Origin of the sequence: Nocardia sp. CDC159 (assembly GCF_023740735.1) — a bacterium.
GTDB classification, from domain to species: Bacteria; Actinomycetota; Actinomycetes; order Mycobacteriales; family Mycobacteriaceae; genus Nocardia; species Nocardia pulmonis.
This window is the reverse complement of record NZ_JAMRXH010000005.1, coordinates 134949-148995: the sequence shown is the minus strand read 5'-3', so window position 1 is coordinate 148995 and position 14047 is coordinate 134949. Positions and strand designations below refer to the sequence as shown.

The following is a 14047-nucleotide window of genomic DNA, read 5'->3' as shown; positions in this document are numbered from 1 at the left end:
TTCCGAATATATAGGATGGGTCCATGCCCGACAAGCCACTGCCCGCCGAGTCCGCAACCGACAGGCCAAGTGCGCCAAGAGTTCCGAGCCGTGCCGAGATCACCGAGGTGATCGGCTTCATGCCGCTGATCGCGACCTTCTTCGAGAAGGCGCGGGCCGATATGCCCGCCGAGCACAACGAATCGTTTCTCGCGCATCGCCTGACCTCCCGGCACGGTGCGGTGTGTGTGCAGCTGGTGGCCGAGGACTCGTCGAGCGTCGGCGAACTGGCCGGGCGGATGGGGCTCGCGCTGTCCACCGTCAGCGAGCTCGTGAGCGACCTCGACCGGGCGGGCTGGGTCACCCGCCAGCCCGATCCGGCCAATCGCCGCCGCACTCTCGTTGCGCTGCAACCGAAGTGGCGCGAGCATATGGAGACGTTCCTGGCCCGCCGCGCGGAACCCCTACTGGCCGCGATGGCGACGCTGACCGCCGAGCAGCGCGCCGGATTCGCGGCGGGACTGCGGGCGTGGGCACACGAGATCAGGAACTGGCGCGACTGAGCGTGTCGAACCATTCCAGGGCCAGTTCGGCCACCGCGTCCGGTTGGTCGAGATGGATGAAATGGCCTGCGGCGTCGATGATTTCGAGACGGGAGCCGGGGGCGAGGCCGGAGGTGGCGGTGGCGTAGGCGGAGGGTGGGATGCAGCCGTCGTTCGCGCCCGCGAGGGCCAGCAGCGGGATCGGGGCGGGGGCTTCGGTTTTCGGGGCCAGATGGGCCAGGGTCGGGTCGTGCAGGGCCGGGTCGAAGTTGGCTCGGTAGATGCGGAGGGCGTTGGCCAGCAGGGTCGGATCGCCGTAGAGCCGGTGGATTCGGATGCGGTGGTCGCCGGGGTCGAGGCCGGGGGACCAGGTGGACCAGAGGTAGTCGATGAGGTCGCGGTTGGCGGTCAGGATCTGCTCGGCGACGGCGGGGACCTGGAACAGCCAGATGTAGAAGAAGCGTTGCAGCTGAGCGGGATCGGTCAACAGCGCGGGCAGAGTCGCCGGTGGCGGGACCGCCATCGTGATGCCGCGGCGCAGTCGTTCGGGCCAGGCGGCGGCCACCCGGGCCACCGCGCCCGCGCCGATATCGTGGCCGATCATGTCGACTCCCGCGGGGTCCAGTGCGGCCGCTACGGCCGCGGCATCGGCGGCCAGGGTGATACCGCCCGCATAGGTGAGCTCGGTGGCCGTGGCGGGGTGATGACCGCGCAGGAACGGGGCGACGACCCGGCGACCGGCGGCCACGAGACGTTCCGCCAGCGGCCCGAAGGTGGCCGGATGATCCGGAAATCCGTGCCAGCACACCACCACCGGGCCGTCACCGGCCGCCAGGGCGGGGAAGTTCAGGCGGTCGGTCTCGACGACGATCTCTTCGAACTCCACGCCCTCACCATGCCACTCGCCCCGAATCCCCGCATGCTCCAGAAATTTTCGGCATGACGCCGTCGGATTCCGGCGCGCTGCCCTCGATTCTCGGTGCGCCGCCCCAATTTTCCGGCGCGCTGCCCCGTTTCCAGCGCGCCCCCCGCCGGGATCAGTCCACGACCGCCTCGACGGGCGTACCGATCTCGATCGTGCGGCTCACCGTGCACAGCCGGTCGTGCGAGGTGCGGGCCGCGCGGGGCAGGATCGTGCGGGCGTCGTCGCCGCCCTTGCCCTCGGGGAAGGTGACGTGGAAGCGGACCTCGAGGTCGGTGAGATGGCTGCCCAGGTCGTCGGCGACCTTGTTGCCGCCGACGGTCACGGTGAACTCGGTGGGCTCGGCGTGGCGGCTGGTGGCGATGTCGACGTCGATCGAGGTGCAGCCGCCCAGGGCGGCCAGCAACAACTCGACAGGGGTGAAATCGGCGTCGTCACCCGAGCCGAAGACGATCTCGCCGCCGCGGGCGTTGGTGGCGCGGTAGCGGCCGGTGCTGGTGCGCTCGATCCGCACGGATCGCGAGTTGTCCGTCATGGGCACGACCCTATACGACCTGCGGATTCATTATGAAATGCGATGTGCCGCAATACCTTCGAAGTGGTCGGGCGGCGACTCACCGGCCCCACCGGCGAACCTCGTGTGAGGAGTCTCATGATCCGTTATGGTCGGAAACGGTTTGCCGCGCGCCGGGTGTGGTGAAACCGATCCCTGGAGGTGAGCAACCCATGCCGATGTCCTACCTGCTCTACGACTTTCTGCTGCCCTACCTGGGGCATGACGCCGCCACGTACTGGGCGCAGCTGCTGGTGGTGTACCCGCTGTAGCGGGCATTCGATGCTGCTGTGCGGTAGCTCCGGCCTGGTGACCAGTCCAGTGCTGTCCGACTGGCTATCAAGTGGCCTGAACCGGCGGCCTAGAATCATGACGTTCGAATCCGAACCCATTCGTTTCAGCCGATGACTCAGGAGTTTGCCGTGACTACGCCCGAAACCACCCCGACGACCGGCACCGCCCGCGTGAAGCGCGGCATGGCCGAGATGCTCAAGGGTGGGGTGATCATGGACGTCGTCACCGCCGAGCAGGCCAAGATCGCCGAGGACGCCGGCGCGGTCGCGGTCATGGCGCTCGAGCGCGTGCCCGCCGACATTCGGGCGCAGGGCGGCGTGGCCCGGATGAGCGATCCGGATCTGATCGACGGCATCATCGACGCCGTCTCCATCCCGGTCATGGCCAAGGCCCGGATCGGCCACTTCGTGGAGGCGCAGATCCTGCAGAGCCTCGGCGTGGACTACATCGACGAGTCCGAGGTGCTGACCCCGGCCGACTACGAGCACCACATCGACAAGTGGCAGTTCACCGTGCCGTTCGTGTGTGGCGCGACCAACCTGGGCGAGGCGCTGCGCCGTATCACCGAGGGCGCGGCCATGATCCGCTCCAAGGGTGAGGCGGGCACCGGCGACGTCTCCAACGCCACCACCCATATGCGCAAGATCCGCCAGGAGATCCGCCGCCTGCAGTCGCTGCCCGAGGACGAGCTGTACGTGGCCGCCAAGGAGCTGCAGGCCCCCTACGAACTGGTGCGCGAGGTCGCCGAGACCGGCAAGCTCCCGGTCGTGCTGTTCACCGCGGGCGGCATCGCCACCCCCGCCGACGCGGCCATGATGATGCAGCTCGGCGCCGAGGGCGTCTTCGTCGGCTCGGGCATCTTCAAGTCCGGCAACCCGGCCGAGCGCGCTGCCGCCATCGTCAAGGCCACCACCTTCTACGACGATCCCGATGTGCTCGCCAAGGTCTCCCGCGGCCTGGGCGAGGCCATGGTCGGCATCAACGTCGAGGAGATCCCGGAGCCGCACCGCCTCGCCGAGCGCGGCTGGTAATCCACCTCGCGACGCACCGTCGGGCTCCCCTCCGGCCCGAGGGTGCGTCGCTGTCGGGGCCGGTCAGGGCGCGCCGTCACGGGGCTATCCGACCAGCATGGGCGGCATTTGTCGAACAACGGTCACGCTAGAGTGGACAACCGTCGGTTGTCGCTGGAGGTGGTTGTGGCCGATCTGGATCTGGCGGCCGTGCGGGCCTTCGTCGCGGTGGTGGACGAGGGGCAGTTCGGGCACGCGGCCGATGTGCTGGAGATCAGTCAGCAGGCGGTGTCGAAGCGGATCGCCAAGTTGGAGAACCGGTTCGGGGTCGCACTGCTGGAACGGGGGGTCGGCGGGGTCAGCGCGACGGATGCGGGCAAGCGCCTGCTGCCGCATGCCCGATCCCTGTTGGCGGTGGCCGCCACCGCGGTGTCGGCGGTGCGGGAGGAGCCGCGCCCGCTGCGGGTCGCTACCCAGGGCGATCGGCAGGCCGAGACGCAGACGATGCGGTACTACCTCGAGCGTCATCCCGAGCGCGATACCGAAATCGTCATCTCCAATGTGTTCAGCACGTCCCGCGACGCCCTGCTCGGCGGGCGCGCCGACGCGGCCCTGGCTCGCGCATACGGCGGCCCGCAGTCCTTTCCGCCGGAAATCCGCGCGGCCCCGGCCTATCTGGAGCCACTGCAGTTGCTCGTCGGCAAGGACCATCCGCTGGCCGGTCGCTCGGTGGTGGCACTCGATGACGTCCGGCGCTATCCGGCGTGGGTCCCGGGCGCCTCGGTGCCGTCCGAATGGGCCGACTACTATCGGCAGCTGAGCGAATTCAGCGGCGTCGCAGTGGAAACCGGTCAGCGGCCGGAGCCGATCGAGGCGGTGCTGAGTCGGGTCGCGGCCTCCGATATCCTGACCTCCTTCACCGGGGAGGGCTTCCTCACGCCGTGGCATCCGCACATCCGGCGGCTGCCCATCGTCGACCCCGTTCCGACCTACCCGCACGCGCTGCTGTGGTCTTCCGCCAACAGCCATCCGGGTCTGCCGCATCTGATCGACTACTTCCGCGAGAACTACAACGCCGATATCGCCCCGGACTGCTGGATCCCCGAGGTGGATCGCCGGTTGTTCGGCCCCTGACCGCGCCCGCGAAAAACCCTTCGCCGAGCGGCGGTGATCTCGTTACCCTCGATCTCGTGCACTTGTACTTCCTCTGATATCTCCGGGCCCGCCCCCGCCGCGGCGGAGGCGAACGGCCCCGCACCGATGCCCTGTCGCGCCGTCGGCGCGCCATTCATCGATACAGGCACACCCACATTCCCCCGTCGCGGGCGGCGTGTGCCCGGAGGAAGCCATGACTCTTCGAATTCAGCCTGCCCGGGAGCGGGCGCAATTGACCTGTACCGGAATTCGCGTCGAACGCGGTGGGCGGATCGTGCTGGACGCGGTCGACATGACGGTGTCGCCGCGTTCGCGCTGGGGAATCGTCGGCGAGAACGGGCGGGGCAAGTCGACCCTGTTGCATGTGCTCGCCGGGGTTCTGGAACCGGATGCGGGCGTCGTGCACCGGGTCGGCACGCTGGCGCTGGCCACCCAGGAGATGCCCGGCCACGACGAGCGCACCGTCGGTGACGTCGTCGACGAACAGCTCGCGGCGGCCCGTGCGGCGCTGACGCGGCTGGATCGCGCGACCGCGGCGTTGAGCGCCGGAGCGCCCGGCGCGGACGAAGAATACAGCGCGGCACTGGATCTCGTGCAGCTGCTCGACGCCTGGGACGCCGACCGGCGGGTGGAGGTGGCGCTCGCGGGGCTGGGCGCCAGCACCGACCGGGAACGCCCGCTGGCGACCCTGTCGGTGGGGCAGCGCTATCGCGTGCGCCTGGCCGTACTCCTGGCCGCCGGTGACGATTTTCTGCTGCTGGACGAGCCGACCAATCATCTCGACCAGGCCGGGCTGGAGTTCCTGACCGACCGGCTGCGCGCCCACGCGGGCGGTGTGGTCGTGGTGAGTCACGACCGCGCGCTGTTGTCCGACGTCGCCGACACCATCCTGGATCTGGATCCGACCAGCGACGGCCGGCCCCGCGCCTACGGCGGTGGTTACCCCGGCTATCGCGAGGGTCGCCGGGCCGAATTGGAGCGCTGGGAGGCGGAGTACAAACGGCAGCAGGCCGAGCACACTCGGTTGGCGCAGGATCTGTCGATGGCGCGGAATCGCCTGGTCACCGGCTGGCGACCGGACAAGGGCACGGGCAAGCACGCGCGCGCCTCCCGGGCCGGCGCCCTGGCCCGGGCCGTGCATCGCCGCCAGGACGAACTGGAGCGCCACCGGATCACCGCGCCCGCGCCGCCGCCGCGGTTCACCGCACCCGAATTGCCTTCTCGCGCCGGGATGACGCTGCTGCGGGCGGAGAACGTGACCGTGCCGCAACGGCTTTCCCGGCCGATCGAGGTGTCGCTGGACTCCGATGACCGCCTGGTGATCACCGGTGCCAACGGCGCGGGCAAATCTACCTTGCTGGCGGTGCTGGCCGGATCGCTCACTCCCGCAACGGGGTCCGTACGGCGAGCGCGCAAGGCGCGGGTGTCGCTGCTGCGGCAGGAGTCGTCGCTGCCGCCGCACCGCCGGGCGCGTGAGGTGTATTCGGAGCGGCTCGCTCGGCTGGTGACGACCGGGCTGCTCGCCGAGGGCGAGGTCGTCGGGCTGTCCGCCCTGGGACTGCTGAGCGCGCGAGATGGGAACCGGCCGGTCGGTGAGCTGTCGATGGGGCAGCGGCGTCGCCTCGATCTCGCCTGCGCGCTGGCCGCGCGCCCGCATGTGCTGTTGCTGGACGAGCCGACCAACCATCTGTCGATCACGCTGGTCGACGAGCTCACCGCGGCCATCGGGTCCACCGCCGCCGCGGTGGTCGTGGCCACCCACGACCGGCAGCTGCGTCGCGACGTTCGGGAGTGGCCGCGCCTCGAGCTTCCGGCCCCAGCGTGCGGCCGCCGGGTGGTCGTGGCGTGAGCACCGGCGGCCGTCGGCCAGCACCTACCGACGCACGGCCGGGCGGTCGCGGTGATCCCAGGCGACCAGGATGTCGGCCTCGGCGGCTCGGTCGCGGCGGTGCCGCAGGATCGCCTCGACGGTGAACGACTCGTCCGGGCCGGTGCCGCGCCGCAACGCGCCCTCCGACAGCCGCAGCTCCACGCTCAGGTCGAAGTCCAGTCCGCGCCCGAGCAGCATCGGACCGGCGACGATCACGATCAGGCCCGGTTCGGCGGAAGTCGTTGCCGCGCGGGCGGATCGGTCGGTGCGCTCGTCCCACAGCGCGGGCAGCCAGCGGCCGCGTTCGCGCAGGGCGTGCAGCACCTCTCGGTCCAACGCGGCGTAGTCGAACCAGCCCGTGCGGTAGGACAGCTCGTCGCGGCCGTATTCCAGGCGCAGCGAGGCGGGGCGGACGTAGTCGTGCAGGGATATCACCGCGCACGGGCGGCCGCGGGTGCGCACCCGCTCGGCGAGGGCGCGGGCGAAGTCGACCGGATCGGCGGCATCGGCCCCGTCGATGGCGACCACGGCGCGATCGCGCAGTGCGGCCAGGCGATCGGTGAGATCGGCCAGCAGCGACGCGACGGTGATCGGGGCGAAAACGGGCACCCGACCATCATGCCGACTGCCGCGGCGGGGCCCGGTTCGCCATCGTTTAGCCTGGGCAGGTTGGTACCCGGAAGGACGGTTCATGGCGACGATCGAAGAGGCGCTGGAGATCGAGCGGCTGGAGCGGGACATTTTCCGCGGCGCCTCCACCAAGACCCAGCTGCCGCGGACGTTCGGGGGACAGGTTGCCGGGCAGGCGCTGGTCTCGGCGGTGCGCACGGTCGATCCGCGCTATCAGGTGCATTCGCTGCACGGATATTTTCTGCGGCCCGGCAATCCCTCGCAGCCGACGGTGTATCTGGTCGAGCGCATTCGTGACGGCCGTTCGTTCTGCACCCGGCGGGTGACCGGGGTGCAGGACGGCGAGGCGATCTTCACGATGTCGGCGTCGTTCCATGTCGGCGACGCCGGGCCGGTGCATCAGGACGAGATGCCGACCGTGCCGCCGCCGCACGACCTTCCGGACGCGCAGACCACCCTGGCCCCGGAACGGCTGTGGGCCATGCGGGAGTGGGAGCACTGGGACATCCGAACGGTCCCGCCGGAGCGGGTGTACCGCCGCGACGGACAGGCCTCCCAGCAGCAGGTGTGGTTTCGCTACCGCCATCCGCTGCCCGACGATCCGCTGTTCCACGTCTGCACCCTGGCGTACATGAGCGATATGACGCTGCTGGGCTCGTCGAAGGTGAACCACCCCGACGAGCCCACGCAGAACGCCTCCCTCGATCACGCCATGTGGTTCCTGCGTCCGTTCCGCGCCGACGAATGGCTGCTGTACGACCAGAACTCGCCCTCGGCCGGGTTCGGCCGGGCGCTCACCGGCGGGCGCATCTTCAACGAGCGCGGTGAACTGGTCGCCGCGGTCGTGCAGGAGGGACTGATCCGCACCCCCCGCGACGCCTGAGTCATCACGACGCCCGCAGTTGGGCGAGCGTCGAATCCCGCGGTTGCGCGGGAATGCCGCCCCAGCGGGTGTCCGCGGTCAGCTGCTCGCCCTTCATCAGCAGTGACAGGGCATCGAGCACCACGCCGTCGCCGACGACCGAGTCGTAGAGCACAACCGAGCGGGTGCCGACCGAGGCGCCGGGACGGACGGTGACCGTGGACATCTTCATCACCCGGTCCTCGAACAGGTGGGTCTGCAGCGCGGCCTCCGGCCCCACCGCGGCATCGTCGCCGACCACCACCAGATCGAATTCGGTGAGAAAGGTCGTGCCCAGCCAGACCCGCTGCCCGATGTCGGCGCCGAACCAGCGCAACATGATCGGCAGGAACGGGGTTCCGGCGAGCATGCCCAGGGCGGCGGGCACCGCCGCGGATTCGTACAGGCCGGTGACGAATTCGGTCCGGCGGACGAACAGGTCCCACAGCGGCTCCACGCGCGGGCGGTAGCGGCCGACGACGACGCGTTTGATTCCCACGACCACCCCGACGATCGCCACCGCGACCACCGCGGCGATCAGCGGCGACAGCAGCGCGGTCCGGCCGAGGTCGTCACCGTGCGCGAACACCGACAGCGCCGACAGATACAGATACGATCCGGCGGCCAGCAGGCTGGCGGGCATGGTGGCCCGGAAGAATTCGATCAGCAGCCGCTGGCGGATCAGCCGCGGTGACGGCCGGTAGGTCGTGCTCTCCGGGAAGTCGCCGGAGTCCTGGCGCACCGGCAGGCGGATGGCCGGTGAGCCCAGCCAGGAGGTTCCGTCGGGCACGCCGGTGTGCGGTGGCAGCGTGCAGACCCCGACCAGCGCTCCCTCGCCGACGCGCGTCCCGGCCGACACCACCGCGGCATTGCCGACGAACGAGCGCCGACCGACGGTGGTGGGCGCGACGGAGATCCAGCCACGCCCGAAGGTGGCCGCGCCCACGCTGGCCATATCGGCGACGAAGGTGCCCTCGCCGAGTTCGAGCAGATCGGGATCGATATGCGCCGCGTTCGACACCTCCGCCCCGCGCCCGATCCGCGCCCCGAGCAGCCGCAGCCACGGCACGGTGTAGAGGGTGGCGTAGAGGGTGTGGGTGAAGCCCAGGCTGTACTCGAACAGCTTGTCCGCCACGAACTTCCGGATGCCCAGACCGGAGCGGGCGGGGTGGATGCCGACCGGCAGCCGCGGCAGCACCAGCCGCTTGCCGAGGGCCACCACCGCGCAGACCGTCAGCACGAAGATCGGTCCGGCCGCCATGGTGGCGAGCAGGCCCGCGGCGAAATCGAAGCGCAGCAGCGCCCACGACACGAGCAGGGCGGCGGGCAGCATCATCGCGATGGCCGCGACCTCGAGGCCGAGGGCGGCGACGGTGTAGGCCACCAATTGCCCCGGTGTCCACGGCACTCGGCGCGTCGGCGTGGCCAGAATCGCCTCGGCCCCGTCCGACAGGCGCTGCGTCGGCGCGGCCGGGGAGCCCGCCCAGCGTTCGCCCGCGGGCACGGTGACGCCGGTGCCGAGGGCGGACTGCTGCCCGAGTGCCGCACCGGAGGCCACCCGCGACCCCGGCTCGAGCAGCGCGTGCGCGCCGACGAAGGCATCGGCCCCGACGGTGATCGGGGCGACGATCACCCAGCCGTCCTCGACCCGCCACGGCGACAACGTGACTCCGTAGCCGAGCGCCGCGCCGGGCCCGATGTCGAGCATCGAGGGCAGGCCGATCGCCCCGGTGCCGATGTGCGCCCCGGTCCCGATGCGGGCGCCGAGCAGGCGCAGATAGGCGTTGCCCAGCGGGGATCCGGCCAGGATCGGCAGTGGGCCGAATTTCAGCAGCAGTTGCATGGCCCACAGGCGTAGATAGGTCGTCCCCCAGAGCGGATATCGGCCGGGCCGGATGCCCGCGGTCAACAGCCGCCCGACCACCAGCGGCAGCAGCCAGCGCACGGCGAGATCGGCGACCAGCAGCGCCGCCAGCAGTTGGCCCAGCGCGTGCAGCGACAGGCGGCCGTCGTCGGCGGCATCGACATAGGCCAGCGGCAGCGTGGTCACCAGCAGCAGCAGATACAGCACGACCAGCTGGGCGAAACCGCTGCGCGCGACGGCGGCATTGGTGTGCCGCAACGGTTTCCGGGCGGGCTCGGTCGGGGCCGTGCTCGCCGGGGCGGGCGTGTGCGCGGCCATCTCCCGGATGGTGGGATGGCGATACAGCAGCCGCAGGGCGGCGTGCGGCACCGTTCCGCTCTCCCGCAGCCGCGATACCACCCGCGCCGCGAGCAGCGAATGTCCGCCGAGGTCGGTGAAGAAGTCCGCGGTCACCGAGATCGATGCGGGCGGCAGGCCCAGCGCCTCGGCCCACACCGCCCGGATGCGCTCCTCGGTCGTATCGGCGGGGGCGATGACCGGGCCGGAGCCGACGAAGCGATGGCTCGCCGGGGCGGGCAGCTGTCGGCGGTCCACCTTGCCCGAGGGCATGGTCGGCAGGGCCGCCAGCACCTCCACGTAGGAGGCGACCATATAGGCGGGCAGGCGCTCGCGCATGCGCTCGTAGAGCCGGGCGCGGAGTTCGTCGTTCCCGGCGGCCGGGTCGGCGAGCACCACGTAGGCGGCCAGTTCGGGGTCGTCGGTGCCCGCGGTGGTGGAGACGACTGCCTCGGTGACCGCCTCGTCTTCCATGAGGACCGATTCGATTTCGCCGAGATCGATGCGGTGGCCGCGAATCTTGACCTCGGCGTCGGCGCGGCCGTGGTATTCGAGTTGGCCGTCGGGGTCGAGGCGGCCGAGATCGCCGGTGCGGTAGAGCTTCGCGCCGGGCGCGGCGGGGTGGTCGATGAAGCGGTCGGCGGTGAGGTCGGGTCGTCCGATATAGCCGAGGGCGACACCGGGCCCGCCGATGCAGATTTCGCCGATCTCGCCGTGCGGGACGGGGTTTCGGTGGTCGTCGAGCAGGGTGAGGGAGTAGGTGGGCAGGGGTGTGCCGATGGTGACGGGGCGGCCGGGCAGCAGTTCCCCGACGGTGGCGGTGACGGTGGTTTCGGTGGGGCCGTAGGTGTTGAGCATGCGGCGCCCGGGCCGTGCCCAGCGGTCGACGAGGTGGGCGGGGCAGGCCTCGCCGCCGACGAGAATGGTGCGCAGGGCCGGGATTTCGCGGGGAATGGTGGCCAGCAGGGTGGGCACGCAGTACAGGACCGTGATACCGGCGGCGTCGAGGAACTCGGCCAGTTCGCCGCCGAGGCGGCGGGAGTCGGTGGGGCCGGGGACGAGGGTGGCCCCGCGGGCCCAGGTGGGCCAGATCTCTTCGATGGAGAAGTCGAACGAGATGGTCATGCCCTGGTAGACGCGGTCGCCGGGGCGGATGTCGTAGACCTCGGGGACGATGTCGAGGAAGTTGCAGATGCTCGATTGGGCGATGAGCACGCCCTTGGGTCGGCCGCTGGACCCGGAGGTGTACATGACGTACGCGATCGGATCGCGCTCGCCCACGGGCGGATTCGGCCGGGTTGCCGGTGCGGCCGCGATCGCCTCGGCATCGGTATCCATGCGGACGATGCCGCAGTCCAATTCGTTCAGAATCGGGTCGAATTCCGCCGCGGTCACCACGATCGCGACCTCGGCGTCGGCGACGATATAGGCCACCCGGTTCGGTGGTGCGCCGGGATCGATGGGCACGAAGGTCCCACCGGCCTTTCCGATCGCCAGCAGTGCGACATAGGTGTGCACCGAGCGCGATAGCAGAATCGCCACCCGAGTTCCCTCGGTCACGCCGATATTGATCAGGTGATGCGCCAGACGATTGGCGCGCGAATCCAATTCGGAATAGCTGAGTGTTATGCCCTCACCGTCCAGCGCGAGCGCATCGGGTGCGCGATCGCAGCTGGACTCGAAGATCCGATGCATCCGCCGGGTGGCCGGACGCGTTCCCACGACAGGGCTGAGCACTGGGTCCTCCATCAGAATTGGCGCTGACGGCACCCGGTGAACAAATCCCAAATTCCCACATGGCGGATATGTTGCCATCCGCTTGCTCTGTGGCAGGTGAGAGATAGAACACGGTGCGCGGTGAGGTATCCGCTGTCGATATGACGATGCTGAGAGGGCGGTAATAATCCCGGTTCGCTATGAATCGGGTTGAGATACGGTCATTTCCGACAATCGTAATTCATTGGAAACAACCTTGTGCATGTCATCTCCGAAATCGGAAAACGAGCGCGATCGGCGGCGGCGAGGCGGTTCGTGCGGGCCCGGCGCGGCCGTGCGGCGGTGTGATCCACTCCACACCGCGCGGCCGCCGGGCGATCCGGTCGGGACCGCGCGGATCGGTACCATGCCCGCGCGGGCCGCGGCCTCAGCTCGTCTGCACCCGCAGGTGGCACACCACGGTTTCCGGCAGTCGCCGCAGCTGACGCTCCAATTCGTCGCTGCGATGGCTGGGCAGCAGCCGATCCCAGCCGCTGGGCGGATCGACCTCGGCGATCAGGACGACTTTGCGGCGGCCGTGGAAGTTGTCGCGCACATAGCGCGCGACGGGACCGCCGACCGTGCAATCCCCGGCGTCGATGATCTCCAGCGGCACCTCCGGATGCCAGGCCGCCCACGCCTTGGTGAACACGGTCGTATTCGCACCGGGCAGGCAGACGTGCACCGCGACCACGTCGTGGCCCAGCGACAGCGCGGCCGACAGCGCCTCGCGGCTCAGTTCGGAGACCTCCGAGACCGGCACCACGATGACGGTTCCGGTCGGGCTCGGCGGGGCGGGGACGCAGCCGGTGCCGCGGCGGCCGTCGATCTTGCGGTACGCCGAGCGAATGCGCTCCATGCCGAAGACCAGCAGCGGCAGCACCAGCACGATCAGCCACGCGCCCGCGGTGAATTTCATCGCCGTGGTCACCACGGCCGCGACGCAGGTCAGCGCCGCGCCGAAGGCGTTGAGCCACAGTCGCCAGCCGCGCTCGCCTCGGCGCAGCCAGTGTTTGACCATTCCGGCCTGGGCGATGGTGAATCCGACGAACACGCCGATCGCGAACAGCGGCACCAGCGCGTTCATATTGCCCTCGGAGGCGATCAGCAGCACCGCGGCGCTGATGCCCAGGGTCAGCACGCCGTACCGGTACACCTGCCGGGGGGTGGCCACGGCGAAGCGGTGCGGCAGGCAGTTGTCGTCGGCGAGAATCTTGGTCAGCGTCGGCAGGCCGCCGTAGGAGGTGTTGGCGGCCAGGGCCAGCAGCACGACGGTCGCGAACTGCACGACGTAATAACCGATGCCGTGCCCGAGCGCGGCCTCGGTCAGCTGCGACAGCACGGTCGTGCCCTCCACCGGATGGACGGCGAACTTGCCGATCAGCGTCGCGAGCCCGATCAGCATGATGCCCAACAGCACCCCGAGCGCCACCTCGGCCCGCTGGGCGCGGCGCACGCGCGGCCGCTCGAAACTGGGCACGGCATTGGCGATCGCCTCCACGCCGGTCAGCGCGGCGCAGCCGCTGGAGAACGCCTTGAGCAGCAACAGGATTCCGATGGTGCGGGTGTCGGCGACGGCGGCCGCGGCGGAGGTGGTGCTCGCGGGCTCGCCGCGCACCAGGCCCACCGCGATGACGGTCAGAATGCCCGCCACGAAGACCACGGTCGGGGCCATGAACGCCCGCGCGCTCTCGCGAATCCCCGCGAGATTGAGCGCGGTGATGCCGACCAGAATGGCCAGGCAGATCCACACCGTATACGGCAGCAGCGCCGGAATCGCCGAGGTCAGTGCGGCCACCCCGGCGGCGATGGACACCGCGACATTCAGGACGTAATCGACGATCAGCGAGGCCGCCGCCACCAGGCTGGTGCGATGGCCCAGATGGGATTTGGCCACCGCGTAGGCGCCGCCGCCGTTGGGGAACGCGGCGATCACCTGGCGATAGGAGGCGATGAGCACGGCCAGCAGGACGACGATCGCCAGGGTTACCGGCAGTGTCATCCCCAGGCCCGCGCTGCCCGCGGCGGCCAGCACCAGGACGATCGCCTCGGGGCCGTAGGCCACCGACGCCATCGCGTCCAGGGACAGACCGGCCAATCCAGTGGAGACGGTGAGACCCTTGCGGGGTAACGGAGGCTCGCTCGGCCCGCCGTCGGCGGACTCGGTACGCGGCAGAACTTCGGTCACCTGCGCGAGTGTTCCCCCGTGCTGAGCGGCCGAACAGTTCCCTTGCGG

General features: G+C 70.1%; 10 protein-coding genes. 5 read left to right on the top strand and 5 right to left on the bottom strand.

What is annotated here, in order from left to right:
* The first annotated feature begins 23 nt into the window (after positions 1-23).
* The gene (locus NDR87_RS13180; protein WP_251912397.1) at positions 24-542 is read left to right on the top strand and encodes a MarR family winged helix-turn-helix transcriptional regulator; all 519 of its coding nucleotides are present in this window, start codon (positions 24-26) and stop codon (positions 540-542) included.
* Here the strand turns inward: NDR87_RS13180 and NDR87_RS13175 are convergent.
* Complete coding sequence (locus NDR87_RS13175) at positions 523-1407, bottom strand: alpha/beta fold hydrolase (protein ID WP_251912400.1); 885 nt, start codon at positions 1405-1407, stop codon at positions 523-525. The two genes, NDR87_RS13180 and NDR87_RS13175, sit on opposite strands and share 20 nt — an antisense overlap.
* A gap of 151 nt (positions 1408-1558) precedes the next feature.
* Positions 1559-1978, bottom strand: coding sequence for an OsmC family protein (locus tag NDR87_RS13170; protein ID WP_251912403.1), 420 nt, complete (start codon positions 1976-1978; stop codon positions 1559-1561).
* Positions 1979-2418: 440 nt separating this feature from the next.
* Here NDR87_RS13170 and pdxS point away from each other — a divergent pair, with 440 nt between their 5' ends.
* The 3 genes from pdxS (at position 2419) to NDR87_RS13155 (ending at position 6304) form a co-directional block, all read left to right on the top strand.
* A complete protein-coding gene (pdxS, locus tag NDR87_RS13165; RefSeq protein WP_308212084.1) occupies positions 2419-3321 on the top strand; it encodes a pyridoxal 5'-phosphate synthase lyase subunit PdxS in 903 nt (300 codons plus the stop codon).
* Between the two features lie 132 nt (positions 3322-3453).
* Positions 3454-4434 carry a LysR family transcriptional regulator gene (locus NDR87_RS13160; RefSeq protein WP_251912407.1) on the top strand — a complete coding sequence of 327 codons (981 nt, stop codon included), beginning with the start codon at positions 3454-3456 and terminating at the stop codon, positions 4432-4434.
* 214 nt (positions 4435-4648) lie between these two features.
* The gene (locus tag NDR87_RS13155; protein WP_251912410.1) at positions 4649-6304 is read left to right on the top strand and encodes an ABC-F family ATP-binding cassette domain-containing protein; all 1656 of its coding nucleotides are present in this window, start codon (positions 4649-4651) and stop codon (positions 6302-6304) included.
* 24 nt (positions 6305-6328) lie between these two features.
* On the opposite strand, the gene NDR87_RS13150 is transcribed toward NDR87_RS13155, so the two are convergent.
* Positions 6329-6934 (bottom strand): hypothetical protein, encoded by a 606-nt coding sequence (locus NDR87_RS13150; protein WP_251912412.1) that lies wholly within the window; start codon positions 6932-6934, stop codon positions 6329-6331.
* An 82-nt stretch (positions 6935-7016) separates the two neighbouring features.
* Here NDR87_RS13150 and NDR87_RS13145 point away from each other — a divergent pair, with 82 nt between their 5' ends.
* Positions 7017-7838 carry an acyl-CoA thioesterase II gene (locus NDR87_RS13145; RefSeq protein WP_251912413.1) on the top strand — a complete coding sequence of 274 codons (822 nt, stop codon included), beginning with the start codon at positions 7017-7019 and terminating at the stop codon, positions 7836-7838.
* 4 nt (positions 7839-7842) lie between these two features.
* Here the strand turns inward: NDR87_RS13145 and NDR87_RS13140 are convergent, their stop codons facing one another.
* Positions 7843-11793 (bottom strand): Pls/PosA family non-ribosomal peptide synthetase, encoded by a 3951-nt coding sequence (locus NDR87_RS13140; RefSeq protein ID WP_251912414.1) that lies wholly within the window; start codon positions 11791-11793, stop codon positions 7843-7845.
* Between the two features lie 406 nt (positions 11794-12199).
* A complete protein-coding gene (locus NDR87_RS13135) occupies positions 12200-13885 on the bottom strand; it encodes an APC family permease (protein WP_251912645.1) in 1686 nt (561 codons plus the stop codon).
* Positions 13886-14047 lie beyond the last annotated feature (162 nt).

Excerpts from the sequence above, each read along its gene's own strand:
- NDR87_RS13180 (WP_251912397.1), top strand. The coding sequence starts at position 24 with ATGCCCGACAAGCCACTGCCCGCCGAGTCCGCAACCGACAGGCCAAGT.
- NDR87_RS13170 (WP_251912403.1), bottom strand. The coding sequence starts at position 1,978 with ATGACGGACAACTCGCGATCCGTGCGGATCGAGCGCACCAGCACCGGC.
- NDR87_RS13155 (WP_251912410.1), top strand. The coding sequence starts at position 4,649 with ATGACTCTTCGAATTCAGCCTGCCCGGGAGCGGGCGCAATTGACCTGT.
- NDR87_RS13145 (WP_251912413.1), top strand. The coding sequence starts at position 7,017 with ATGGCGACGATCGAAGAGGCGCTGGAGATCGAGCGGCTGGAGCGGGAC.
- NDR87_RS13135 (WP_251912645.1), bottom strand. The coding sequence starts at position 13,885 with ATGGCGTCGGTGGCCTACGGCCCCGAGGCGATCGTCCTGGTGCTGGCC.